Raw genomic sequence first — 25239 nt, 5'->3', positions numbered from 1 at the left:
AGCATTGCCGGCCTCTTTGTTTCTAATCTTATCCACTTTTTTCCGCGAAATGAACCTTCGTTTTCTGTCCACGCTGGGCCTCGCGCTGATGACTACCGTCAGCTTTGCCCAGCAAAAACCGGCGGCCAAAGCGCCCGCTACCAAAACGGCCCTGGCCACCACGCCCGGCGGCACCCGCCTCGTGGAGAAGGTCACTAAACAGCCCGGCCAGCTCGTCATTCCCTACGAGAAGTACGTGCTGCCCAACGGCCTCACGCTCATCGTGAGCGAGGACCACTCCGACCCGCTGGTGCACGTGGACGTGACCTACCACGTGGGCTCGGCCCGCGAGCAGATTGGCAAGTCGGGCTTCGCGCACTTCTTTGAGCACATGATGTTCCAGGGCTCCGACCACGTGGGCGACCAGCAGCACTTCAAGCTGGTGACGGCCGCCGGCGGCACCCTCAACGGCAGCACCAACCAGGACCGCACCAACTACTTTGAGACGCTGCCCAGCAACCAGCTCGAAACCGGCCTGTGGCTGGAGGCCGACCGCATGGGCTTCCTGCTGGATGCCGTGAGCCAGAAAAAGTTTGAAATCCAGCGCTCGACAGTGAAAAACGAGCGCGGCCAGAACTACGACAACCGCCCCTACGGTCTGGCCAGCGAGTACATCTCGAAGACGCTGTACCCCTACGGCCACCCGTATTCCTGGCTCACCATCGGCTACCTCGAAGACCTGGACCGGGCCGATTTGCAGGACCTGAAGAACTTCTTCCTGCGCTGGTATGGCCCCAACAACGCCACCCTGACCGTGGGCGGCGACGTGCAGCCCGCCCAGGTGGTGAAGCTGGTGGAGAAATACTTTGGGCCCATCAAGCGCGGCCCCTCGGTGCCGGTGCAGAAGCTGCCCGAGCCCGTGCTCACCGCCGACCGCTACGTGAGCTACACCGATAACGTGCGCTTCCCGATGCTGCAGATGGTGTTCCCGACGGTGCCCCACGGCCACCCCGATGAAATGCCGCTTGATGCGCTGGCCGAAATCATTGGCGGTGGCAAAAGCTCACTCATCTACAAAAACCTGGTAAAAAACCAGAAAGCCGTGCAGGCCCAGGCTTACCAGCAGAACTCGGAGCTGGGCGGCTTCTTCGATTTTGTGGCCCTGCCCTTCCCCGGCAAGACGCTGGACAGCACGGAGGCGATTATCCGCAACACGATGCGGGAGTTTGAGAAAAAAGGCATTTCCGACGAGGATTTGCAGCGCTTCAAGGCCCAGACCGAGGCCCAGAACGTGAGCGGCCTGGCCAGCGTGCAGGGCAAGGTGAGTCAGCTCGCCGCCAACCAGACTTTCTTCGGCAACCCCAACTACATCACCGTGGAAACCAAGCGCCTGCAGGCCCTCACCAAGGCCGATGTGCAGCGCGTGTACGACAAGTACATCAAAGGCAAGCACGCCGTGATTCTGAGCGTGCTGCCCAAAACCGGCAGCGTGGCCGCCGCCAAGCCCGACAACTACACCATCGATAAAAGCGGCTACAAAGCGCCTGACTACGGCTACAACGGCCTGAAATACACGAAGGCCACCGATACCTTCGACCGCAACAAGCAGCCCGCCGCCGGGGCCAACCCCGTGGTGAAAGTGCCCGCCCTGTACCAGGAAACGCTGCCCAACGGCCTGAAGGTGGTAGGCACGCGCAACAGCGAGATTCCGGCCGTGACCATGCGCCTGACCATTCGCGGCGGCCACCGCCTGGAGCAGACCATGCCCGGAAAAGCCGGCATTGCCGAGCTCACGGCCGGCATGCTGAACGAAGGCTCGGAGAAGTACACCGGCGAGGAAATCTCGGCGGCGCTCGACAAGCTGGGCTCGTCGGTATTTGTGAATGCCGACGACAACGAAACCACCGTGTACGTGCAGAGCCTGACCAAGAACCTGCCCGCCACCATGGCCCTGCTCGACCAGCGCCTACTACACCCGCGCTTTGACGCCCAGGACTTTGACCGCGTGAAAAAGCAACAGCTGGAGAAAATTGCCAACTTCGCCAACCAGCCCAGCGTCATCGCCGACCTGACTTATAACCGCCTGCTCTACGGCCAGAACAACATTGCCGGGACGGCCGTGGCCGGCACCACCGCCTCGGTGAGCAGCCTCACGCTGGCCGACGTGAAGGACTACTACAACAAGTACTACGCGCCCAACGTGAGCTACCTGGTGGCCGTGGGCGACGTTGACCAGGCGACGCTGGACAAGCAGCTGGGCTTCCTGAAAAACTGGGCCAAGAAAGACGTGACCATCCCAACGGATGTGGCCGGCGCACAGCCCGACAAGACGACCATCTACTTCGTAAACAAGCCCGGCGCGGCGCAGTCGGAAATCCGGGTGGGCTACCTCACGGATATGAAGTACGACGCCACCGGCCCCTACTACCGCGCCTACCTGGCCAACTACCTGCTCGGCGGCGCCTTCAACTCCCGCATCAACCTGAACCTGCGCGAGAACAAGGGCTACACCTACGGCGCCCGCTCGGGCTTCGCAGGCACGCGCTACGCGGGTCCGTTCACGGCCCAGGCGGGCGTGCGCGCCGATGCCACGGCTGCGTCGGTGAAGGAGTTTATGAGTGAGATTTCGAACTACCCAAATGGGATTTCCGATGAGGAACTGGCCTTTGTGCAGTCATCGGTGGGCCAGAGCGACGCCCTGCGCTACGAAACCGGACAGCAGAAAGCCGGCTTCCTGGCGCGCCTCGTCGAGTATAACCTCGACCCGACTTACGTAAATCAGCAAACGGAAATTCTGAAAAACCTGAAGAAGGAAGACGTGCAGGCCATCGCCAAGCAGTACCTGCCGGCCGACAAAATGGCCATCGTGGTAGTGGGCGACAACAAGCAGCTGCCCGCGCTGCAAGCCCTCGGCTACCCCGTGGTGGAACTGGATATGGAAGGCAAGCCTGTAGCGGCCGAAATGATGAAAAAGCCGGCCCCCACCCAAATGGAAATGGCCGCGCCGACAGATGAAAAGATGAAGATGCAGACCGACGAAGGCGGTAAAGTCAAAACCAAGACTAAAAAGGGCAAGAGCTAGGCTGCCAAGCCGGCTAAGACGCCACCCCAGGCTTGCCGCCGCATTTCTACTGTGCAGCTAATCCTAACTAGTGGATTATGACTGCGCTAGGGATGCGGTGGCACGTTTGGGGTGGCGTTCTTGTTTTCTTGCGTATCCGTGCCCAAATTCAAACCGCGCTGAGTAGCAAGCCGCGAGCAAGCGCCGGGTAAAGCGTAGCTTTCGGCCCGCCGCTTTATCTTCACCCAAAATTTATTCGCCCGTGGCCTCTTCCCAACAGCTTGCGCAACTCGACCGCCTGGAGCGGCAGATTACCACCTTAGTGGCTGCCTATCAGCAATTGCGTGAGGAGTTAGCCGATGCCAACACCACCGTGCAGCAGCTCCGCGCTGATGTACGCGAGAAGGACCGGCTACTGAAAGAGCGCCAAAACCAGGAAAATATCGTTAAACTTGTACACACCATAGCTGGGGAACCCACCCACGCCAACGAACTTAAACTGCGCCTCAACGAATACATCCGCGAACTGGACAAGTGTCTTGCCTATTTGAGAGACTAAACCGACTGACCCCTTACCCCACCGCCGTAACTATCGCCGTATGAGCGAACTAGCCATCAAAATTCGTATTGCTGACCGGGACTATCCCATGCGCGTTGACGTGCAGGATGAGGAACGGCTGCGCCTGGCGGGCCGCCTGCTGGGCGACAAGCTGCGCGAATTCCGGGAAGGCTACGGCATTCAGGACAAGCAGGACTTGCTGGCCATGGTTGCGTTGGCCACCATGGCCGACCAATTGAAAGTGAGCAAGGAAAAGGATGGCACCGATGCGGCGCTAACCGAACGGCTGGCTCGTTTCGACGAGCTACTATCCGGCGTGGTGCTGGCGGGGTAATATCCCCGACTGGCACGCACACAACTCGTTGGCCCGGCCGGGCGGCGCGGCAATCGGCCGCTTCCGCCCGGCCCGGGCAAAATCGTTCTACCCGGTTATGGTTTTTACCCCACCCCAAAAACCATAATTACATGTTACCCACCATATTATACTGTATACTCACTGCGGTGGCCGCCCTTGTGGCGGGCTTCGTAGTAGGTAAACAGTTGGCCGGCAAAGCCCGGCTGGACCACGAGGGCGAGGCCCAGGCCCGCGCCCAACAAATCCTCCGCGACGCGGAGGAGAAAGGCAACCGCCTTCGCGACGAGAAAATCAAGCAGGCCGATGAGCGCCTGGAGCAGTCGAAGAACAAGTTCAAGACGCTGCGCAACGAGTTTGACCAGGAAAGCCGCCGCCTCAAAGCCGAGCTGGAAGGCGAGCTGACCCAGCGCCGCCAAGGCGTAGTGGAGCAAGAGCAGAGCATTAAAATGCTCACCGAAACCACTCAGCGCCAGCTCGAGCAGCTGCAGAAAAAGGAAGCCGACCTTGACCGCCAGCGCGAGAAAAACCAGACCGATACCCAGCAGCTGCGCGACAAATTAGAAGCCCAAGCCGAAAAGCGCCGCCTCGACCACGAGGAGGCGATGGCCGAGCTGGAAGAAAAGCAGCGTGAAGCCGACGAGCAGCTGCACTCGGTGCAGCGGCAGCTCGAAACCATCGCCAACCTGACCGCCGCTGAGGCCCGCGAGCAGCTGGTGGAAAGCCTCAAAAACGAAGCCCAGATTCAGGCCAGCTCCTACGTGAAGGACACCGTGGCCCAGGCCAAGCTGACGGCCACCAAGGACGCCAAGAAGATTGTGCTGGAAACCATTCAGCGCACTGCTTCGGAGCACGCCATTGAGAACTGCGTGTCGATTTTCAACATTGAAAGCGACGATGTAAAGGGCAAAATCATCGGCCGCGAAGGCCGCAACATCCGCGCGCTGGAAGCCGCGACGGGCGTTGAAATCATTGTAGACGACACGCCCGAGGCTATCATCATCTCGGGCTTCGACCCGGTGCGCCGCGAAATTGCCCGCCTCTCGCTGCACTTACTGGTGAAAGACGGCCGGATTCACCCGGCCCGCGTGGAAGAAATTGTGGCCAAAACCCGCAAAAACATCGAGGAGGAAATCGTCGAAATCGGCGAGAAAACCATCATCGACCTCGGCATTCACGGCCTGCACCCCGAGCTGATTAAGATGGTGGGACGCATGCGCTTCCGCTCCTCCTACGGTCAGAACCTCCTGCAACACAGCCGCGAAGTAGCCAACCTCTGCGCTACCATGGCGGCCGAGATGGGCCTCGATGTAAAAAAAGCCAAGCGCGCCGGCCTGCTGCACGACATCGGCAAGGTGAGCACCGAGGAGCCGGAATTGCCCCACGCCATCCTGGGCATGGAGATGGCCAAGAAATGGAAAGAGCACCCCGACGTGGTAAACGCCATTGGGGCTCACCACGACGAGATTGAGATGACGGCCATGATTTCGCCGCTCGTGCAGGCTTGTGACGCCATTTCGGGCTCGCGCCCCGGCGCCCGCCGCGAGATGATGGAGAGCTACATCAAACGCCTGAAGCAGCTCGAAGAAACCGCCAACGGCTTCAAGGGCGTGAACCAGTGCTTTGCCATTCAGGCCGGCCGCGAGCTGCGCGTGATGGTGGACGCCGAGAACGTGACCGACGAGCGCGCCGCCGAGCTGAGCTTCGAGATTTCGCAGAAAATCGAGAAGGAAATGCAGTACCCCGGCCAGATTAAAATCACCGTGATTCGGGAGATGCGCGCCGTAGCCTACGCCAAATAACGCTCTGCGTTTCCATCTAATAGCTCAAACGGCCCCGTCATTAGCTTGGCGGGGCCGTTTGGTTTTAATGGTTTTTATAAAGTCTGATTATTCGCATTAAAAACCCCGTTCACGCAATGTAAATACTATTTTGTTGTAGAAAACCGCACTAAGCAGAAGTCCTTTCCCGACAACTATTGAATTGTGAAGTGGCTGGCGATTAATCTAACTTTTAAGCCGTATTCCAACCACTACACATTCTCTGATGCGCCATTTCTACTTTGTGCTGTGTTCGGTTGCGACGAGTAGCTGCACCCTATACCAGCCGCTGTTTACAACGCTGCCGGCAGTACGCAAGGCGGGCGATATTGCCGTAATGGGCAACTGGCAGCTGCCTTACGGAGCGCAGGTCTCAGCAATAGTCTCGCCGGTAGACCATGCGCTGGTCTTCGGCACTGGCGGGCTGAATGCGTACAATGCCAAACGTGACAGTAGCAACAGCTACGCCCGTAGCCGACAATACGAGCTGGGCCTGGGTGGATACATTACATTAGGCAATAGCTGGTTGAGTGCGGTAGCGGGAGCGGGCCAGGGACGTGGGTATCGCTACGGGCGCTTCGAGTCGTCCGACTTATTTTTCCCGGGCGCGGTGGGCTATACTGGCGGTAGTAGTGGCACGGGCCGGCGCGCTCCCATTCCCGAATTGGTAGGCTCCTATAATACGCGCTTCGTACAGGTGACAACGTGGTGGCCTGATGTTCGCCGCCCGAAACTGGAATGGGGCGCCAGCCTGCGGGTAAATCAAGTGCGCTTCACGGAGTTGAACTTGAACGGCATTCCCCAACCGCTGCCTAGCCAATACTACCTGCAAAATTCGGTGGTCGTGCAGCAAAAGCTAGGACATCGTTTCAGCTGGCAGGCCACTGGCACATATAGCTTTGCTTTGCAGGAAGTTACAAACGAAAGCACTTTTGATAAGGCACCTATACGGCTGGGACTAAGCCTCATTTTTTATCCGGGAGGGGCAAAGGCTCGCAATGTGCCCTAAGATGACCGGCAGCAGCTTGCTTCAGCGTTCCGCCGAAATGCGTAGCCGATGAAAAATTCATTCCAGTGAGCGGGCTGCGACTACGAGTTGGCTTGATATTTTGCCCCGGCGCTCCCCCACTGCCGCCACTCCTTAACCGTACTGGGCTGCATCGTGCCAAGGGCTATTTTTCCGGACCCAAAGGCACACGGCCGACGAGCATAACGCGTAAATTGAGCTTGCAAAACCACATTGCAAACATCTTCCTTTCCAATGAAAATCATCTCTACGCTAATCGTGGCTGGCTCCACCCTCCTGCTGCCCAGCTGCGTGGTGTACATGCCCATGCAGTGCGCGGCTCCGCAGATTACCGATAAAAAGCAGGGCGAAGCGACCATTAGCACTTACCTCAATGGCCGGGCCGATATCGCCGCCACGTACTCGCCGGTGCGGCACCTGCTGGTGCGGGCAGCGTATAGCACCCTGCGCGACAACTCCCACGACAGCACCTACTACCGCGGGCACCAGTACGACCTGGGCGTGGGCACCTACTGGCGGCTGGGCGACGAGTGGCTGGTGGGCGCATTGGGCGGCTTTGGGCAGGCGCAGGGCGCAGCAGCTTACACCAAGACTGATTTCTTATTCGGTTATCCTACCCGATACGAGTTCGATATGCGCTACAACAAGGTGTTTGGCGAAGCCTACGGCATTTTTCAGGCTACCAACGCATTTTCATTTGGGGCCGCGTACCGCGTCACGCAAGTCAATTTCACGCGCCTCACCAATCTCGGCGCCCCCGTCGACCTCAGCCGCATGACCCGGAGTGAGCCGATGGTGTTCATCCGGGTGCGGCTGGGCGACGGCCCCACCGAGGACCGGCCCGTGCAGTTGCAAGCGGCCTGGGGCATCTCGGATACCTTTGGCTACAACCCCAAGGATACCAACGCAACTTACGCCCCCGGGGTGAGCGACCTGAAACAAGGCCGGGGCTACACCACCATTGGCATCACGGTTTTTCCGCACTGCTTGTTCCGCAAGGCCCAGCCGCTGCCCACTCAGTAGCGAACATTGAAGCGCCGGCTTTTTTGCGGAAATTTGAGTCACCGAGTACTTGTTGTTGCTCGGGCTTTACTTTCTCCGATGACCTTACGCCACTGCCTGGGCCTGGCCTGCGCGGCCGCCCTGGCCGCCTGCACCGCCTCCAAAAACCCCTACTCCGCCACCAACAAGTCCTATAAAGCACAGGTAAAGGCTTATGCCAAGGCCTTGCGGGCCACACCGGTCATTACGCCAGGGGCCGACAGCCTGCTGGGCAAATATTGGGTGGGCACCACCAATTTCAACCTGCGCAAGCCCAACTACGTCGTCATTCACCACACGGCGCAGGACTCCACGGCCCAGACGCTCAAAACGTTCACCATGCCGAGCACGCAGGTGAGCGCGCATTACGTCATCGGGCGCGATGGTCGGGTGTACCACATGCTGAATGACTACCTGCGGGCCTGGCACGGCGGCGTGGCCCGCTGGGGCAACACCACGGACATCAATTCCTCGTCCATCGGCATCGAGCTGGATAACAACGGGGTTGAGCCTTTTGCCGAAGCGCAGATTACCAGCCTGATGCACATTCTGGCCGGCCTGAAAAAGGCTTATGGAATTCCCACGGCCAATTTCATCGGCCACGCCGACATTGCGCCCAGTCGCAAGAACGACCCCAGCGCCCTTTTCCCCTGGAAGCGACTGGCAGATAATGGGTTCGGCCTGTGGTACGATGCCGGGCCACTGCCCAGCCCGTTTGTGGCCGACAGCGCCGCCGCTCTGGCGGGCCGCCTGCTCGCCCCGCCCCTACCGGCGGCTGACGATGTGCCGGCGGCCACCATTCCACCCGTGGATACCAGCCGGGTAGATGCCCAACTGGCGCGATTGAACGGCCCAATTACGGTGTTTAGCCCGCGCGAAGCTTTGCGGATTATCGGGTACGACACGCGGGATTTGCCGGCTGCCATCCGGGCGTTTAAGCTGCATTTTATCCAGCAAAACGTGAACGCGCCGCTGACCGATGCCGACAACCGGATTCTGTATAATCTGTATAAGAAGTGCTTGTAACTAGTGGCCAGCCGTTATATTTAGCCAATTGGGGAGCCGCCGGCCAATGCCGCGCCGGCCAAAGAGTTAACTTTATTCTATGCCAGAAGTATCCAAGCGCGGGCAGGACATGCCCGTTTCGCCGTTTCGCAAGCTGCTGCCTTATGCTGACGCCGCCCGCCAACAGGGCAAGGTTGTTTACCCTCTCAACATCGGCCAGCCCGATGTGTTGACGCCGCCCGAAATGTTGGCCGCCGTGCGCAATGCGGATATTAAAGTGCTGGGCTACGCTCCCGGCGCGGGCACCGACAGCTACCGTCGCAAGCTGGAAACTTATTACCAGCGCGCCGGGATTCCGGCTCGCTTCGAAGACATTATGGTAACCACAGCGGGCAGCGAGGCCATTCTCTTCGCCCTGCTCACCTGCCTCAATCCGGGCGATGAGGTGATTGTGGCGGAGCCGTTTTACGGCACTTACACAGCGTTTTCCATTGCCGCTGGGGTGAACATTGTGGCCGTGACGGCGCACATTGAGGACGGCTTTGCGCTGCCACCGCTGGTTGATTTCGAGGCCGTTATAACGCCCCGCACTCGGGCCATTCTCATCTGCAACCCCAGCAACCCGACGGGCTACGTGTACCGGCGCGATGAGCTGGACGCGCTGCTGGGCCTGTGCAAGCAGCACGACCTATACCTGATTTCGGACGAGGCCTACCGCGAATACTGCTACGATGGTGCTCAAGCCACCAGCGCCCTGAGCCTGGTGGGCGGCGAGCAGTACGTGGTGATGGTTGACACTATTTCGAAGCGCTACAGCGCCTGCGGGGCGCGGGTAGGCGCGCTGGTTACGCGCAACCCCGAGGTGTGGGTGGCGGCTTTTCATTTCGGGCAAATGCGCGTGTGCCCGCCGGTGCTGGAGATGATAGCCGCCGAAGCCGCTGCCGACCTGCCGGCGTCTTATTTCGACGGCACCCGGGCCGAATACCAGGCCCGGCGCGACCTCACGGTGAATGCCCTACGCGCCATGCCCGGCGTGGTGTGCCCGGTGCCGGGCGGGGCCTTCTACGTGGTGGCCCGCCTGCCCGTGGACGACGCCCAGAAGTTTGGTCAGTGGCTGCTGGAGGATTTTACGCTGGACAATCAGACGCTGATGCTGTCGCCGGCCAACGGCTTCTACCACACGCCGGGCCTGGGCCGACAGGAAGTGCGCATCGCCTACGTCATCAACCAAACCGATTTGGCGGCGGCGCTCAACTGCCTGGCGCACGCGCTGCTGGCCTACCCTGGCCGCACCGAACCCGTGCCCGCCAACGTCGTAGAAGCGGCCATTGCCCTCCCCGTTTGACCCTTTACCACTCAGCTCCATGAACCCAACCATTGCCCCCGCCGTCAAAGTACCCATCAAGGATTACCGGGGCTCCATCCGGTTCTGGCACTGGGCCAATGCACTGCTGATTAGCCTGCAATTGATGACCATTCTGTTTCAGAAGGTGATTGTGAAGGCCAGAACGGCCATACCGGAGCTGCAATCGTCGGGCAAAGAGGTTTCGGTGCCGCAGGCGCGCGAGCTGGCGCACATCATCAGCGAGCGCATCTGGGCGTGGCACATCTACTTTGGCTGGGCGCTGGTGGCGCTGTGGGTGCTGCGGCTGGGCTTGCAGCTCACGGGGCCTTCCAATTTGCGCTTCTCGGCGCGGCTGACGGAGATTCTGCGCCGCTACCGCTTAGCTCCGCCGGCGGACAAGAGCCAGACCGGCAAAATCCTGTTTGCCAAAACCACCTATGCGCTGTTTTACCTGTTTATCACCATCATGGTGGCCACCGGGCTTATCATGATTTTTGAAGATGTATCCTGGCTGAAAGGCATTCACCACTTAGCTGAGGAAACGCACAACGTGACGATGTACCTGATTATCGGCTTCATTCTCATCCACGTGGTAGGCGTGGTGTGGGCCGAAAGCAAGGAAGACCACGGGCTGATTTCGCGCATGGTGGGCGGGGAAGCGCCGAATATTCCACCGAAAGCTTAAGGCCTGTCATTGCGAGGCCGCAGGCCGAAGCAACCGAAGGTCAGCGTAGCTAAACCCTAATTAAAAGCCCCGGCACCATTGCGGTACCGGGGCTTTCTGGCAAAAAAACGTGTCTGGTTCTGACAGGACTGATTAGCTCGAGCTCCGTTCGGTTGCTTCGGCTCCGCCTCGCAATGACAGGCGCCTCGTTCTGCTTACTGGCCGCTGCCTACCGGCTTCTGCTCCAGCTTCTGCATGGGGCTGCTGGTGCGGCTGGTTTGCTGCTGCATGGGGTTCGGCGTGGCCTGCTGTTGCTGCTGGAACAGCTCGAAGCGCGAGGCGGCGGGCTGGCGCGGGAAGGCGTTGTTGCTCAGGTCGGTATCGGCCGTTTGCTGGAAGGGGTCGATAACGAAGCTGATAACCGGCTTTTTGGTCACGATGACCTTGGTGACCTGGGCGTTGTTTTTGCGCCAGATTTCGGCCGGGATGGTCTGGATTTCCTGGGTGTTGTCGGCGTAGGTCATTTGCAGGACCACGGGCATTACCAAGCCGCCCACGTTGCGCAAACTCAGCTCGTAGAAATTCTGCGAGTCGCCGAGGCGCTGCTTCTGGTCGTCGGTGAGGGTGCCCAGGTAGGCGGTGTAGCGCTGCTGGTCGGCGGGCGTCACGGCCAGGGGGTCGTAGCTGTTGTAGAAGTCCTTCAGCTCGGGCTTCTCGTCCACCAGCGTTTGGGGGATGTCGGTGGCGTTGCGCTGGGCCGTGATGGACTGCGGCGCGGCGGCGCGCTGCTGCTGCAGGCGGGCATTTTCCACCTGTGGGTTCTTGGTGCTCACGTTGTAGCTCTTCACCGATTCGAGGGCCAAGTCGGTGTGGTCGGTGGTGTAGAACCAGCCGCGCCAGAACCAGTCGAGGTCCACCGCCGAGGCGTCTTCCATGGTGCGGAAGAAGTCGGCCGGCGTGGGGTGCTTATAGGCCCAGCGCTGGGCGTAGGTTTTGAAGGCGTAGTCGAACAGCTCGCGGCCCATCACCGTTTCGCGCAGGATGTTGAGGGCCGTGGCGGGTTTGCCGTAGGCGTTGTTGCCGAACTGCAGCACCGATTCCGAGTTGGTCATAATCGGGGTTTGCAGGCTCTTATCGGTGGCCATGTAGGCGGCGATGTTGCGGGGCTCGCCGCGGCGGCTGGGGTAGTTGCGCTCCCACTCCTGCTCCGTGAGGAACTGCACGAAGGAGTTCAGGCCCTCGTCCATCCAGGTCCACTGCCGCTCGTCGGAGTTCACAATCATCGGGAAGAAGTTGTGGCCGACCTCGTGGATAATCACCGAAATCATCCCGTATTTCCGCTCGGCCGAGTAGGTGCCGTCCTTCTCGGGGCGGCCGCCGTTGAAGCAAATCATGGGGTATTCCATGCCGCCGATGGCGCCGTGCACCGAAATGGCCACCGGGTAGGCATAGGGAATGGTGTACTTCGAGTAGGTTTTGATGGTGTGAGCCACCACCTGCGTCGAGTATTGGCCCCAGAGCGGGTTGCCCTCTTTGGGGTAGTAGCTCATGCACAGCACGGGCTTGCCGCTCTGCGTGATTTGCATGGCGTCCCAGATGAATTTGCGCGAACTGCACCAGGCGAAGTCGCGCACGTTTTTGGCCGCGTAGGTCCAGGTTTTGGTGCCGGTGGCGCGGCTGCTTTCGTTGCGTACGGCCTCGTCCTGGCTCACGATGAGCACGGGCTTCTTGGCGGTTTTGGCCTGCTCCAAGCGCTTGAGCTGCGCGGCGCTCATCACCTGAGCGGCGTTTTGCAGCGTACCGGTGGCGCCCACCACGTGGTCGGCCGGCGCGGTGATGCTCACCTTGTAGTCGCCGAAGGGCAGCGTGAATTCGCCGTTGCCGAGGAACTGCTTGTGCTGCCAGCCCTGGTTATCGGAGTATACGGCCATGCGGGGGTAGAACTGGGCCATCTCGTAGAGGTAGTTCTTGTCGGCCGGGAAGTACTCGTAGCCGCAGCGGCCGCCCTTGGTGGCGTCGTTGATGTTGTAGTGCCACTTCACGTTGAACGACACCGCCTGGTGAGGCCGCAGCGGCGTGGGCAGGTCCACGCGCATCATGGTGTGGTTCGTGACGGTGTGCAGGGCCTTGCCGTCTTTGGCGGTCACGCTTTCGATGCGGAAACCGCCGTCAAAGTCGTCCACCAACCCTTCCAGAGTTCGGAAGGGCACTTTGTCGCTCAGCGAATTCACCTCGGTGGCCGTCGTCATCGAGTTTTTGTCCCAGATGTTCTGGTCGAGCTGCACCCAGAGGTAGGGCAGCGCATCGGGCGAGAGGTTGGTGTAGGTGATGGTTTCGCGGCCGGTGAGGGCCTGCTTGGCATCGTCGAGGGTGACTTTGATGTCGTAGTCGGCGCGCTGCTGCCAGTAGTCGGAGCCGGGGGCACCGCTGGCGGTGCGGTAGCTGTTGGGGGTCGGCAGCATCGTTTCGAGCTGCGCAAATTTGTCGGTGCCGGAGTTGGTGGTCTGGGCAGTGGCGGCCTGCTGGCCCGTCACCGCCAGCACCAGGCCAGCCAATAGAATACGACGCATAGAAAAACCGTAAGTGGGAAAATCAGATTAGAAATGGCGACCGGTAAGGTCGCTTAAAGTTACGGCAAGGTTGCGGCAGTGCGGCCAAAGCCACCGGGCCGCAATCGGCCGGGGCATCCTACGGCCACAACTGTTGCAGCAGCAGCACCGTGGCAATGCCGAGGGCCGCGCCGCTGGTAGTCAGCAGCCAGTCGCGGCGGGCTACGCGCAGGCTGCCCAGCAGCACCGCCCCAACCACCAAAATGGCCGACACGATGAGGATTTGGCCCAGCTCTACGCCGATGTTGAACGCCAGCAACTCCTCCACCGGCCGGCTATTTGGCCCGAGCAAGGCCCGCAGGTAGTTGGAAAATCCCAGCCCGTGAATCAAGCCAAAACCCAGGGCCAGGGCATTGGGAGCCGCCGCCAGCATGGGGGCGCGGCGCGTGATGAGCCGGCCCGCGCCGCGCAGGTTCCACAGCGCCGTGACCATGATGGTGACCGGAATCAGCGCTTCGATAAGGGCTGGCTTAAACGCCACCAGCCCCAGCGTGGCCAGCGCCAGCGTGAGCGAGTGCCCCACCGTGAAGCTGGTGACCAGCGCCAGCACGCGCCGCCAGTCAGCCAGCACGTAGGGCGCGCACAGGGCGAGCAAAAACGTGAGGTGGTCGGCCGCGCGCGGCGTGCAGATGTGCAGAAAGCCGAGTTGCAGGTAGGTCTGGAAAACGGAAGCCATGCGGCAAAGCTAGCGGCTTCGGATTTGGCGAGGCCGGTCTAACTTGTGCCGTTTTTCCACTTCCCTTCTATTCATGCTGAAGCGCTACCTGCTGCTTTTTGTCCTGCTGCCCCTCGGCGCGGCGCGTGCCCAGGCCCCGGCCAATCCGGCCCCGGGCACTTTTTACCTCACGCGCCAGGACACTGCCCGCGCCGTGCACGAATTATTCAAGAGCCGGCGCGGCGGCGGGTTTGGGTGGCTGGGCTTTGGCGCGGCGGGCATGGCGGCCTCCATCATTCCGGCCCAGCAGGCTACCAGCGCCGGCGTCTGGACGCCCGGCGTCGTCATCGGCTCGGCAATGGCGGTGCTGGGCACTAAAAAATTCATCCAGTTCGGATGGGGACGCGAGCGGCGCGTGCTACAGAAGCTGGCCGCCACCGGCCACCTGCCCACCGACGTGCAGCGCCGCCTGCATGGCAACTTTGCGCCCCTGCACGGCACGGCCTCCGCGCCAAACCCGCTGCTGGCCTACGGCACCGGCAGCACGCCGGCGGCCAATAGCTCCACTCCTGCACTGGTTTCCAGCGCCGGCGCTCCAACAGCCGAGGCCCCGGCCCAAACACTGGCCGACGCCCGCCAGGATACCCTCGATGCTGTGCAGGGCCTGTTCAATGCCAAGCGGCTGGGCGGGCAGCTGCCCATCCTGCTCGCCCTGCCCGGCCTGCGCCTGATGACCGGCGCCACCAAAACCAGCGCGCCGGCTTCGCCTTACATCCAAACCCAAAGCAGCGACCCGCCGGCGGGCCAGATTGCCCTCGGGCTGGCGCTGATGACGGGCGGCGTGGTGTACATGTTCGTACACAACGCGCCCTATTCCGATGCGAAATTCAAGCTGCTGCACGACGAGTACCTGGCCGGCCACCCGCTCCCGCCCGCCCTGCGCGCCCAGCTAAAGCCCAAGCACGTTGAAGCGGGCCGCAAGTACCGCGAGAAAATGGAGCGCCGGGCCAGCCGTCGCCGCTGATGATTTCCCCGCCGCCGTGGCGGCCGCGGCGCGGGTAGCGGAAGTTTATCAAGCGTACGCAAGCTTCCCTGAGTTTATTTAACCTTTATAACTGCTTTTCGATGGCCATTTGAATCGAATTCAATCCGCTCATCCAAGATGGTATTGCCATTGTGCTCGAACGCTCCCCACCGACGAATCATGACGGTGTCCAGCTTACTGCCTCCGAATTCTATGTCTACCGATTCAAGGCAAGGTCGTCCAGCCACCGTTCTCGGGACAGTGTTGCCAACCAGATATAAGCTGCCATCTTCCCGATAGTATCTCACATAGGACGCTTTTCCGTCGGCAGAGTACACGGTAGTGTCCTTAATGGCTCCGCTCTTGTACCATCTTTGCCACATACCATGCGGAGTAAAATGCACTTTTCCGACGCTGTCCGGTTGGGCACGGAGCGGCCCTTGGTAGTAAAGTTGACTTGGTTTAAAGCGCCAATAAGAAGTGTGGATTTTATCAATAGGTCGTCCTTGCTTCAACAGCTGCCGTTCGTCAGAAGTAAGATGCGTCCCGTAGTCAGTCTTCGGAAAAGCCTGAGGAACACATGATGTGAGCAGTCCTTCGAAGGCGCATACATACACCAGCCAGTATTTGTGTTTCATAAATTTATAAAGGCCAATGATTGACAATATGCCTAACGCCTCTTCCCTTGTTTCCGCATATTGACCTAGCCAATAACAATGGGAAAGCCCCGCCGACGTCACGCCAGCAGGGCTTTTCCATCCAAAACCGCTCGGTTATTACACCGCCGGCATTTCCACGTTCTCGAACTTCACCTGTCCGTCTTCCAACACCGCCTCCACCACGGCATCTTTCGACACGCGGCCGGAGAGGATGTCTTTCGACAGCTCATTCAGAATCACGCGCTGCAACACGCGCTTCAGCGGGCGGGCGCCGAAGGTCGGGTCGAAGCCCTGCTCGCCCAGGTAATCCAACACCTCGTTGGTGGCTTCGAGCTGAATCCCGGCCTCGGCCAGGCGCTGCTGGATTTGCTTGAACTGGATGTCGACAATTTTGCGGATTTCCTTGCGCTTGAGGGGCTGGAACATCACAATTTCGTCGATACGGTTCAGGAACTCGGGGCGCATGTGCTGCTTGAGGCGCTCGATGACTTCCTCGCGGGTGCGGTCCACCACTTCCTCGTGGTTGAACTCGTTGAGCTCCTTGAAGTTCTTCTGGATGATGTCGGCCCCGGTGTTCGAGGTCATGATGATGATGGTGTTCTTGAAGTTTGCCACCCGGCCTTTGTTGTCGGTGAGGCGGCCGTCGTCCAGCACTTGCAGCAGGATGTTGAACACGTCCGGGTGCGCTTTCTCAATTTCATCGAGCAGCACCACCGAGTAAGGCTTGCGGCGCACGGCTTCCGTGAGCTGACCGCCCTCGTCGTAGCCCACGTAGCCGGGAGGCGCGCCGATGAGCCGCGACACGGCGTGGCGCTCCTGAAACTCGCTCATGTCAATGCGAACCATGGCGTTTTCGTCGTTAAACAAATACTCGGCTAATGCCTTAGCCAGCTCGGTTTTGCCCACACCGGTGGTACCCAGGAAAATGAACGAGCCGATGGGCCGCTTGGGGTCTTGCAGGCCGGCGCGGGAGCGGCGCACGGCGTCGGAAATAGCCGCGATGGCCTCCGACTGACCGGCTACGCGCTTGCCCAGCTCGGCTTCGAGGTTCAGCAGCTTCTCGCGGTCCGATTGCAGCATTTTGCTCACCGGGATGCCCGTCCACTTGGCCACCACCTCGGCGATGCTTTCGCTGGTCACGACTTCCTGGAGCATGGCCCCGCCGTCTTTGTTGGCGTTGGCTTCGTCCTGCAACGCTTTCAGCTTGGCTTCGGCTTCCTGAATCTTGCCGTAGCGCAGCTCTGCTACCCGAGCATAATCGCCCTGGCGCTCGGCCTGTTCAGCTTCCAGCTTGAATTGCTCAATGGCTTCCTTCTGGGTCTGGATGCCCGTGAGGACGCCCTTCTCACTTTCCCAGCGGGCTTTCAGGCTATCGCGGCGGTCGTTCAGTTCGGCCAATTCCTTGCTGAGCACGGCCTCGCGGTCCTTGTTGTTTTCGCGGCGGATGGCTTCGCGCTCAATTTCGAGCTGCATGATGCGGCGCTGGATTTCGTCCAGCTCCACGGGCATAGAATTCAGCTCGATGCGGAGCTTAGCGGCGGCCTCGTCCATGAGGTCGATGGCCTTGTCGGGCAAAAACCGGTCGGTGATGTAGCGCGAGCTCAGCTCCACGGCCGCAATCACGGCGTCGTCGGTGATGCGCACGCCGTGGTGCAGCTCGTACTTCTCCTTGATGCCGCGCAGGATGCTGATGGCGTCTTCCTGCGAGGGCTCGTCCACCATCACGGCCTGGAAGCGGCGTTCCAAGGCCTTGTCCTTCTCGATATATTTCTGGTATTCCTTGAGCGTGGTGGCCCCGATGGCGTGCAGCTCGCCGCGCGCCAGGGCGGGCTTGAGCAGGTTGGCGGCATCCATGGCGCCCTCGCCCCCGCCGCCGGCCCCGATGAGGGTATGCATCTCGTCAATGAAGAGCACAATCTGGCCGTCGGAGTCGGTCACTTCCTTGATGACGGCCTTGAGGCGCTCCTCAAACTCGCCCTTGTACTTGGCCCCGGCCACGAGCAGGCCCATGTCGAGGCTCATGATGGTTTTGTCGCGCAGGTTTTCGGGCACGTCGCCGGCCACGATGCGCTGGGCCAGGCCCTCCACAATGGCAGTTTTGCCCACGCCGGGCTCGCCGAGCAGCACGGGGTTGTTTTTGGTGCGGCGCGAGAGGATTTGCAGCACGCGGCGGATTTCTTCGTCGCGGCCAATCACAGGGTCCATCTTACCGGCGCGCACCTGCTCGTTGAGGTTGCGGGCGTAGCGGTTCAGGCTCTGGTACTGGTCTTCGGCGCTCTGGCTCGTGACTTTGCGCCCGCCGCGCAGCTCCTGGATGGCGGCCTTCAGGTCTTTCTCATTAAAACCGGTGTCTTTGAGCAGCGTAGCCACGGCATCCTTGCCGCCGAGGATGCCCAGCAGCAGGTGCTCGACGGACACGAACTCGTCGCCCATGTCCTTCATGGCCGTGTTGGCGCGCTGCACGGCGGCAGCGGCCTCATTGGCGAAGTAGGGCGAGCCGCCGCTCACCTTCGGGTAAGCGGCCACAATGGCATCGAGCCGCGGCGTGAGAATGTTGAGGTTGGCACCCAGCTTGTTGGCCAGAAACGAGAAGACGCTTTCGTCGCTCTGGAAGAGGCCCTTCAGCAAATGGCCCGTTTCGATGGCCTGCTGCTGGTTGCCCCCAGCTATTTCGGTGGCCTTCTGCACGGCCTCCTGTGCCTTGATAGTGAAGTTTTTAAAGTCCATGATGCGAGTCTCTAAGTAGGTGCTTCGGGTTAGGAAGTATGTACGAAGGGACTAGCAAATGGGGTGCGAGAGTGGGTTTTCGGACTTTCTGGCGGGAAAATTCAAGACTAAATCACTTAATACGCGTCAATATGCCACAGTTAGTTTTCTGTTTTGGGCGCCTCAATTGTCAGCTGTGACGGTGGCAATTGTATATGCTTAAATGCGGACTGTTTGAATTGCTGTTGTATATACTCTTTATACTTCAGCTGTTTCCTTCTAATTTTTAAGTACAAGTCGTTATCCATCCGGTCCTTTAAGCGTAATGATTGTATATCGACGAAAACGATTCGATTCCACCTTACGTTGAGGTCTTTCATCTTCAAAAAGTCTTCAAGATAACTAGGGTCAAGTGTCCTTTCAGAGAGAAGATAAGAAGCACAATAGGTAACCACGTCTGAATAGCCAGAGTTTTCTTTTAACACCGTAGATGCAAATGCATCTATTAAGTCATCTAGAACAATATGCTTTGTACCAAACAGCTTTTTAAAAATCGCTCTGTAATTTAAAATGTAATCAATCGTCGTCAGTTTAGCTGTTAGTAATATATTCCCCGAAGCTGTGTATTCACGATAAAATTGCTCAAAATTCCACACTAATTTTTTGACAATTTGAACTTTTGCAGCCTTCGGTATAAGATAGGATGCTTGCAAAGCCTTTGCCATTGCATATAAATACTGGTGCCTTTGCTCCATATCGATGGGCACAATTTTTTCGCTAGCTTTCTTAATAAATACATCACGAGATGGCTGTCTACCGCAGTAGAAAATGGTTGTATTTTCCCACCATTGGTTACACAAGTTCTCCATTAACTCGTCTTCTTCAGAATCGTCAAAAGCAGTACTTGCAAAGTATTCTTGGAAACTCAAGTGAGAGAACTTAAAAGCTTCCAACTCCTCTTCGTACCCAAAAATACCAGCACGTCGCTTCAGGACTTGCACAAACCCAGGGATATCAGACAGTTCCTCATAGTCATAATCTCTCTTGAGCCTGTGCAAATAATCGACTAAATCGTCACTGCTAATTGCTTGCTCATTATTTCCATGCAAGTGCTTTGCAATTTTTCCTAGTATTTGTTTTGCCTCTTCGTATTTGTATTGTAGGGATATACCTTTCGCAGTATCCCACCTATTGAGGTAATAATCCGAAAATTTATTGTAAAGCTCAGTTATATTGGCAGGCAGTTCATCAAGGTCTATTTCATCTTCCCGATACAATATAGCCATCAACGTAAGTGCCATTGGCGTACGAGTGAGAGTATTCGACAGTTGGCTATCCTTGATAGCTTTAACGAATGACTCCGCTTTCACCTTGCTATTTGGCATAAGCTTTTTAACAAGTTTAAAGGCTTGACCAACGTCGAATGGCAATAATTCCACCTTATTAAACGAGGGCAATAAGCCCTGCTTCTTAATCAGTTCTATCTCTCTGCTAGTGATAAAAAACTGTATGGCGCCTACTTTCTTTTCTATTTCAAGGTCACGCTCTCTATCCGCTTTTTCATTTTTGCTAACTACAAGGTCTTTTACTTTGTCTAGAAGAATCATCTTGCTTGAGTCGATAATTTCATCTAGCCCATCAAGCAACACAATTATTTTAGAAAACAATTCTCTATTGAATTCAACACCAGACAGCCTCCGATACTGCTTTTTTACTTCTTCGAAAATATCAAAATCATTTATATTTTCTATTTCTCCGATTTCAAAATAAAATGCCAAGTCAGGACGCTCTTTTTGCGTAGACATTGCATGATATCCAATCCTTTTCAGCAGCAGACTTTTTCCAGATGTCGGAATGCCAGACACCAAGGTATTCTTATTTGAATTGAGCATCTCGATTGCGTCATCAAACTCCTCATTCCGTTCAGAGCTTCTTGCTGTTTGCTCGTAGTTTGTATAAGCCTTTTTGGTCTGTTGATATTTATTGTATGTTGTTTTCGCTGAAACATAAATCTCATTTATGTCTTTAATTTCAAGTCCATTGTAAAGCTCTTTAGAGTTTTTAAACTCAGCTAACGCCGCAAGTTGGTTCTTAATAAAAGTAGTTACTGCAACGTCATTAACTCCCAGGAACTCATCCTTAGCATGTAACTCTATTTCTTCAGAAAGCCTCTGGTAGTTCCAAATCTGAACATTGGCGCGCATCAACTTAGGAATTGTTTCAGACATTATTTTAGCCTGTTCCGTCACGTTCCCGTTAGCAACAACAATAACCTGACTGATATCATGAGATGCCCCTACTTCGCTATAGGGTATTTCAAACGCCTGATGCAACTGCGTAACAATTTCACCTCCTGTGGTAAAATCCTTAATTGTAACATTTTTATTTTTAACAACCACAGCAAACCATCTATCCACCTTATTCTTTTCGTCCCTTTCTTTAAACACTAAATCTTTGCCAAACTCATTCGAGCCATGAGTTATCATAACATTAGAGTACCCTTTGTTTCTAAAGAGTTGTTGCAAGTAAGGAAAAAGCTCTGGCTCCTTGCTTTCTCTTTGAATACGAAGCAGTTTTTCACGTACAGATGAAGTACTCATGGTCGATTATTTATTTAGCGAAGTTTCGCTTGTGCTATCAATTGATGAAAAAATTCACTTCTACAAGTGAAGCCGCAAGCTAGGTGAGAAATACTTGTTTTCAAGCATCTTTCTTAGAAACGCCAGATAGTATATATTGAGGCAAGGGCAGCTACCCAAGAAGCTCCCGTTTCTTCAGCGGCGGGAGCGGCGGGCGGGGGGCAGACTTTGGAAGCGCCAAAGGCAGCGGCTCACGCCAGGGAGGGGTATTCCCAGTGCGTGGACCGCTGCCTTTGGTTCGAGCGTGGCTATTGAATCAGGGCTGGCATACTGCGCGAGGTGGTTTGTGCATGCTATGCCAGCCGGCGCTCTGCATTAGCGCCCGTGGTGCTGGCGCGCCGAAACAGCCAACCCGAAACGCCCCACAACCCTGCGAATACGGTATTCAGCGCCAGCACCTGCACCATACCCAAATCAGCTTCGGGCTTCCAGATTGCCATTGCAACGAAGGGAACCAGAAACTGCGTGAGCGCCGCCGCAAACATGGCGCGGGCCATCCCCAGCGGCCGGAAGCGCGCCGCAATAGCCCCAACGAGGCCAACGGCCAGCACCGCGCCGTAGAGCAGGTTGGCCGGGTTATTCTCGCTGCCGATGAATCCCACGGCCAGATTCCCCCAGATGAGCAGAAGCCCGGCCGCTACCGCCACCCCAACGGCCACGCGGTAGGTGCCACTGCCCCCCATGCGCGCCACCAGCGCATACACAAGGCCCGAACCAAACAACAGGATGCCCGCGACAACGAAATCGGACAAGGTCCAGGTTACTTCCCTGGTAAACTGCATCGCTACCAGAGGTATCAGCAGCAGGAACGCCGTAGCCAGCGCAATTCGAACAATGCTTTGGGTAAGTGTCATGGCAGTAGGGCTGAGAGTTAAAATGAGCGAAAAAATATCTTAGAATGCGGGGTGAAGGCGGCAGGTCAGACTTCCGGCACAGGCCGCGGGTGAGGCTAAAAGGCCGGCAAATGCACCCACCGGCGGCAGCCACCTAAGTCAGTCAGGACGAACAGCGATGGCACAAATTAAAGTAAAGTACTTTGCATTTCAAAGTAATAGAGCAAAAGATTATCCGCTCCCATCGTAGCGGTTCTACCTCAATCCCCGGCTAATGCGCTAAATGGCTTGTATGCTGATGATAAGCCAAATGACCAACCCAAAATACAGGCAACTATTTCCACCGACTGCGCTAATCCACCTTGCTCTCGATTTTGTCGGCCAGCGCCCTCCGCGAGTGCAGCATGGGCAGGTTTCTGGTGGCAAAGCTTTTCACCGCCGGGTTTTCGGCGTTTTTGCTCTTCACCTCGAACATGGCAATGTCCAGCTTGTGGGCTTTCTCCATCAGGTCCATGTACGATTCATCGAAGCTTTTGCCGGCCTTGTTTAGCATACGGTCGGCCAGGTGCTGGTGCACGGGCAGCATGGTGGTGGGCAGCGTGGCGTTGAGCTCCCGGGCCAGGGTTTTTAATTCCTGGTCGTTCTGGGTATGCAGGGTCACCATCATCTGCGCAAATTTTCGCACGTCGGGGCTGGTGGCCTTTTGCGCGGCCAACTGCCCCACCTGAATTTCGAGAAGGTTGCTGCTGCCCGCGTCAATCAGAAACACGGGGTCGGTCATGGTGGGAAACGTCCCCATAAAGACCGCGAGGTCGCCGGCTGGCACATCGGCCGCCGGGACGCTGCTCGCGGGGGCATCGCTGGGGGTGGTGCTGGCAGTCGCATCTGCGTTCGTGGGCACGGCAGGCGTGGCGGGCGGGCTGCTGACGGCATCGGTGCTGGACGGCGGCACAGCCCCCATTCCACCACTGGCAGTGGCATCCGAACTGGTTTTAGACGTGCTACAGGCAGCCCCAACCAGCAGGGCGCCCGCTACCAGAAAATGAGGAATAGTTTTCATGGTGCTGATGCTTTGATTATATATAAATATAGTTATTAATATATAATCAAAGCATCAGTACCATGGCCGCATTTGCTTGCTGGCAACTGCCCGGAACACTACCCCAGCCGGATGCTCCGCGCGATGCGCAGCTGTTCCAGAAAATGCGCATCGTGCGATACCACAAGCAGCGTGCCGCGGTAGTCGGTGAGGGCAGCCGTCAGGATGTCGAGGTTTCGGATGTCGAGGTTGTTGGTGGGTTCGTCCAGGATGATGAGGTCGGGGGCTTGGGTGCTTATCATCAGGCCACAGAGCAGCAGCCGCATTTTCTCGCCGCCGCTCAGGGTGTGGCACGGCTGGTCCCAATCGGCTTTCGAGAACAGGAAGCGGGTGAGACGAATCTTAATTTCGTGCTCCTGCAGCCCCGTGGCATTAAACTGCTGCGCCTGCTCATACACCGTCAGCTGGTTGTTGATGAGGGAATAATCCTGGTCGATGAACACGGCTTTGGCCCCGGCCCGGTACAAGGTGCCTTGCGTGGGCTCCAGCGCGCCCAGCAGCAGTTTGATTAGGGTGGTTTTGCCCGAGCCGTTCGAGCCGTGCAGCGCCAGTCGCTCGCCGCTGTGCAGCTGGAAATTCAGGGCCTCGCGCCACAGCAGGTGGGAGCCGTAGGCATGGTTGAGGCCGGTGGCGGTGAACAGAATTTTGCCTTCGTGCAAGGCCGATTGGTCGAAGCCAAACTTCATCTGGTCGGCATCGGGCAGTTCCTTCCGCAGCTCGCTCAGCTCCTGCGCAAGGGCACCCACCTTTTCGGCCTGGATGCCTTTGAGCCGGGAAGCACTGTTTTCGGCGCTGTTGCGCATCATGCCGAGCACGATGGTGGGCAGGCCGGCTTTGGCCTGGTTCTTCTTGCCGCGGGCGTCCTGCTTTTGCTTGCGCTCCAGGGCTTCGCGCTCGGTTTCCCGGGCTTTGCGGAGGGCCTTTTCCCGGCTCTTGACGTCCTGGCTCAGGGCGTTGCTTTCGGTTTGCTTTTGGTCGGCGTAGAATTCATAATTGCCGCCATACATCGTGATTCCGCGCTTGCTCAATTCGCAAACGGTATCGAGCAGGTTCAGCAGCCGGCGGTCGTGGCTCACCACGACCAGGGCGCTGGGGCTGGTTTTGATGAAGTTGTACAGCAGTTGCCGGCCGGCGGTGTCCAGGTGGTTGCTGGGTTCGTCGAGCAGCACCATTTCGGGCTGATGAATGGTGCTGCCGGCCAGGAACACCCGGGTTTTCTGCCCGCCGCTGAGGCTGGCCATGCGTTGGGTCAGGCTCATTTCGGCAAGTCCCCAGTGCTGCAGGGCTTCTCGGCTGCGCTCCTCAATGGTCCAATCGTCGTCCAGCACCGCCAGATTGGCTTCCGTGGCCTGGCCGTCCAGAATTGCCTGTAGCGCCGCGGTTTTGTCGTCGATGCGCAGCGCCTGCGCCACGGTCAGGGCATCGAACTGGCCAAAATGCTGCGGGATATAATACGGCGCGGAGCTAGCCTGCACCAGCCCGCCGGAAGGCAACAAAAGGCCCGCCATGAGCTGCAGCAGCGTGGATTTGCCCGCACCGTTATTGCCAATCAGCGCGATTTTCTGGCGAGGATTGACCGCCAGGCTCAGGCCCTCAAACAGCACGTCTTTATTGGGGTGTGCATACCCAAGGTTTTGCAGAATCAGCATACATTCTTTCTCAAAAAAGCAACTGGATATACCCCCACAGCGTGGGTGGCTAATCATTTTTTGAAAGAAGGCAGCTATTACATAAACCGGTATTTTTTGGGTGCGGGGGCAAATTTACCACTTTTCGCTTTGCCTCCTACCCTGCCACAGCGCATTTGTGTCGCCCTGCGCCGAGTGTGATAGTCGGGCCCGGGACCGCATCAGGCCCATATGGTGCCCCCCTTGGCTATCCGATAAGCATTGGCATTGCCCGACACAATGGCGGAAGCATGAAATTTTAATGCCCCTTTATTGGCCGCTTAACAATGGTGGTGAGTTGGATTGGGCGCAAAAATTCATCGCCGCGTCAAATTTATTTTGCCCGATGGCAATATTTTTTTGGTGAAATTCACATCAAAGTGCAAACGTTTGTACTCCTTCCAAACACCCTGAGAATGTATGTATGCCCACTACTTTCGGGCCATACCGGAGCTTGTTGGAATATATTGCAGCATACGCATCCTCATGCAGGGC

18 protein-coding genes are annotated in these 25239 nt (G+C 57.8%); 10 read left to right on the top strand and 8 right to left on the bottom strand.

Annotation, left to right across the window (positions count from 1 at the left end):
* Positions 1-49: 49 nt before the first annotated feature.
* The 9 genes from ACYU7Q_RS13245 (at position 50) to ACYU7Q_RS13205 (ending at position 10874) form a co-directional block, all read left to right on the top strand.
* Positions 50-3061 (top strand): M16 family metallopeptidase, encoded by a 3012-nt coding sequence (locus tag ACYU7Q_RS13245; RefSeq protein ID WP_460609915.1) that lies wholly within the window; start codon positions 50-52, stop codon positions 3059-3061.
* Between the two features lie 241 nt (positions 3062-3302).
* On the top strand, positions 3303-3599 hold the full coding sequence (locus ACYU7Q_RS13240) for a hypothetical protein (RefSeq protein WP_342296880.1): 297 nt from the start codon (positions 3303-3305) through the stop codon (positions 3597-3599).
* A 40-nt stretch (positions 3600-3639) separates the two neighbouring features.
* Entirely contained in the window at positions 3640-3933 is a 294-nt protein-coding gene (locus tag ACYU7Q_RS13235; protein ID WP_190922794.1) for a cell division protein ZapA, read from the top strand.
* Positions 3934-4064: 131 nt separating this feature from the next.
* Positions 4065-5753 carry a ribonuclease Y gene (rny, locus tag ACYU7Q_RS13230; protein WP_460609914.1) on the top strand — a complete coding sequence of 563 codons (1689 nt, stop codon included), beginning with the start codon at positions 4065-4067 and terminating at the stop codon, positions 5751-5753.
* A 244-nt stretch (positions 5754-5997) separates the two neighbouring features.
* The gene (locus tag ACYU7Q_RS13225; protein WP_460609913.1) at positions 5998-6780 is read left to right on the top strand and encodes a hypothetical protein; all 783 of its coding nucleotides are present in this window, start codon (positions 5998-6000) and stop codon (positions 6778-6780) included.
* A 252-nt stretch (positions 6781-7032) separates the two neighbouring features.
* Positions 7033-7821, top strand: a complete 789-nt coding sequence (locus ACYU7Q_RS13220; RefSeq protein WP_460609912.1) for a hypothetical protein — start codon at positions 7033-7035, stop codon at positions 7819-7821.
* A 78-nt stretch (positions 7822-7899) separates the two neighbouring features.
* A complete protein-coding gene (locus ACYU7Q_RS13215) occupies positions 7900-8865 on the top strand; it encodes an N-acetylmuramoyl-L-alanine amidase (protein WP_460609911.1) in 966 nt (321 codons plus the stop codon).
* Positions 8866-8944: 79 nt separating this feature from the next.
* Positions 8945-10189 (top strand): pyridoxal phosphate-dependent aminotransferase, encoded by a 1245-nt coding sequence (locus ACYU7Q_RS13210; RefSeq protein WP_460609910.1) that lies wholly within the window; start codon positions 8945-8947, stop codon positions 10187-10189.
* A 19-nt stretch (positions 10190-10208) separates the two neighbouring features.
* A complete protein-coding gene (locus ACYU7Q_RS13205) occupies positions 10209-10874 on the top strand; it encodes a cytochrome b/b6 domain-containing protein (protein WP_460609909.1) in 666 nt (221 codons plus the stop codon).
* A gap of 194 nt (positions 10875-11068) precedes the next feature.
* Here the strand turns inward: ACYU7Q_RS13205 and ACYU7Q_RS13200 are convergent, their stop codons facing one another.
* Positions 11069-13423 (bottom strand): M1 family metallopeptidase, encoded by a 2355-nt coding sequence (locus ACYU7Q_RS13200; RefSeq protein ID WP_460609908.1) that lies wholly within the window; start codon positions 13421-13423, stop codon positions 11069-11071.
* Positions 13424-13541: 118 nt separating this feature from the next.
* Positions 13542-14138, bottom strand: a complete 597-nt coding sequence (locus tag ACYU7Q_RS13195; RefSeq protein WP_460609907.1) for a HupE/UreJ family protein — start codon at positions 14136-14138, stop codon at positions 13542-13544.
* A 73-nt stretch (positions 14139-14211) separates the two neighbouring features.
* Between ACYU7Q_RS13195 and ACYU7Q_RS13190 the strand changes: the two genes are divergently transcribed.
* Positions 14212-15141 carry a hypothetical protein gene (locus ACYU7Q_RS13190; RefSeq protein ID WP_460609906.1) on the top strand — a complete coding sequence of 310 codons (930 nt, stop codon included), beginning with the start codon at positions 14212-14214 and terminating at the stop codon, positions 15139-15141.
* Positions 15142-15215: 74 nt separating this feature from the next.
* On the opposite strand, the gene ACYU7Q_RS13185 is transcribed toward ACYU7Q_RS13190, so the two are convergent.
* The 6 genes from ACYU7Q_RS13185 to ACYU7Q_RS13160 form a co-directional block, all read right to left on the bottom strand.
* Complete coding sequence (locus ACYU7Q_RS13185; protein WP_460609905.1) at positions 15216-15779, bottom strand: hypothetical protein; 564 nt, start codon at positions 15777-15779, stop codon at positions 15216-15218.
* A gap of 138 nt (positions 15780-15917) precedes the next feature.
* Positions 15918-18527, bottom strand: a complete 2610-nt coding sequence (gene clpB / locus ACYU7Q_RS13180) for an ATP-dependent Clp protease ATP-binding subunit (protein ID WP_460609904.1) — start codon at positions 18525-18527, stop codon at positions 15918-15920.
* Between the two features lie 140 nt (positions 18528-18667).
* Positions 18668-21106, bottom strand: a complete 2439-nt coding sequence (locus ACYU7Q_RS13175; protein ID WP_460609903.1) for a restriction endonuclease — start codon at positions 21104-21106, stop codon at positions 18668-18670.
* A gap of 332 nt (positions 21107-21438) precedes the next feature.
* Positions 21439-21999 (bottom strand): hypothetical protein, encoded by a 561-nt coding sequence (locus ACYU7Q_RS13170; RefSeq protein ID WP_460609902.1) that lies wholly within the window; start codon positions 21997-21999, stop codon positions 21439-21441.
* Between the two features lie 331 nt (positions 22000-22330).
* On the bottom strand, positions 22331-23038 hold the full coding sequence (locus ACYU7Q_RS13165) for a DUF4142 domain-containing protein (protein ID WP_460609901.1): 708 nt from the start codon (positions 23036-23038) through the stop codon (positions 22331-22333).
* Positions 23039-23136: 98 nt separating this feature from the next.
* The gene (locus ACYU7Q_RS13160) at positions 23137-24726 is read right to left on the bottom strand and encodes an ABC-F family ATP-binding cassette domain-containing protein (protein WP_460609900.1); all 1590 of its coding nucleotides are present in this window, start codon (positions 24724-24726) and stop codon (positions 23137-23139) included.
* Positions 24727-25239 lie beyond the last annotated feature (513 nt).

It is taken from the genome of Hymenobacter terrigena (assembly GCF_054776515.1).
This window is presented reverse-complemented; position numbering and strand designations above follow the sequence as displayed.

What these genes read in the sequence shown, in the direction of transcription:
- ACYU7Q_RS13245 (WP_460609915.1), top strand. Translation starts at nt 50, where the DNA reads ATGAACCTTCGTTTTCTGTCCACGCTGGGCCTCGCGCTGATGACTACC.
- ACYU7Q_RS13235 (WP_190922794.1), top strand. Translation starts at nt 3,640, where the DNA reads ATGAGCGAACTAGCCATCAAAATTCGTATTGCTGACCGGGACTATCCC.
- rny (WP_460609914.1), top strand. Translation starts at nt 4,065, where the DNA reads ATGTTACCCACCATATTATACTGTATACTCACTGCGGTGGCCGCCCTT.
- ACYU7Q_RS13225 (WP_460609913.1), top strand. Translation starts at nt 5,998, where the DNA reads ATGCGCCATTTCTACTTTGTGCTGTGTTCGGTTGCGACGAGTAGCTGC.
- ACYU7Q_RS13220 (WP_460609912.1), top strand. Translation starts at nt 7,033, where the DNA reads ATGAAAATCATCTCTACGCTAATCGTGGCTGGCTCCACCCTCCTGCTG.
- ACYU7Q_RS13215 (WP_460609911.1), top strand. Translation starts at nt 7,900, where the DNA reads ATGACCTTACGCCACTGCCTGGGCCTGGCCTGCGCGGCCGCCCTGGCC.
- ACYU7Q_RS13210 (WP_460609910.1), top strand. Translation starts at nt 8,945, where the DNA reads ATGCCAGAAGTATCCAAGCGCGGGCAGGACATGCCCGTTTCGCCGTTT.
- ACYU7Q_RS13205 (WP_460609909.1), top strand. Translation starts at nt 10,209, where the DNA reads ATGAACCCAACCATTGCCCCCGCCGTCAAAGTACCCATCAAGGATTAC.
- ACYU7Q_RS13200 (WP_460609908.1), bottom strand. Translation starts at nt 13,423, where the DNA reads ATGCGTCGTATTCTATTGGCTGGCCTGGTGCTGGCGGTGACGGGCCAG.
- ACYU7Q_RS13195 (WP_460609907.1), bottom strand. Translation starts at nt 14,138, where the DNA reads ATGGCTTCCGTTTTCCAGACCTACCTGCAACTCGGCTTTCTGCACATC.
- ACYU7Q_RS13190 (WP_460609906.1), top strand. Translation starts at nt 14,212, where the DNA reads ATGCTGAAGCGCTACCTGCTGCTTTTTGTCCTGCTGCCCCTCGGCGCG.
- ACYU7Q_RS13185 (WP_460609905.1), bottom strand. Translation starts at nt 15,779, where the DNA reads ATGAAACACAAATACTGGCTGGTGTATGTATGCGCCTTCGAAGGACTG.
- clpB (WP_460609904.1), bottom strand. Translation starts at nt 18,527, where the DNA reads ATGGACTTTAAAAACTTCACTATCAAGGCACAGGAGGCCGTGCAGAAG.
- ACYU7Q_RS13175 (WP_460609903.1), bottom strand. Translation starts at nt 21,106, where the DNA reads ATGAGTACTTCATCTGTACGTGAAAAACTGCTTCGTATTCAAAGAGAA.
- ACYU7Q_RS13170 (WP_460609902.1), bottom strand. Translation starts at nt 21,999, where the DNA reads ATGACACTTACCCAAAGCATTGTTCGAATTGCGCTGGCTACGGCGTTC.
- ACYU7Q_RS13165 (WP_460609901.1), bottom strand. Translation starts at nt 23,038, where the DNA reads ATGAAAACTATTCCTCATTTTCTGGTAGCGGGCGCCCTGCTGGTTGGG.
- ACYU7Q_RS13160 (WP_460609900.1), bottom strand. Translation starts at nt 24,726, where the DNA reads ATGCTGATTCTGCAAAACCTTGGGTATGCACACCCCAATAAAGACGTG.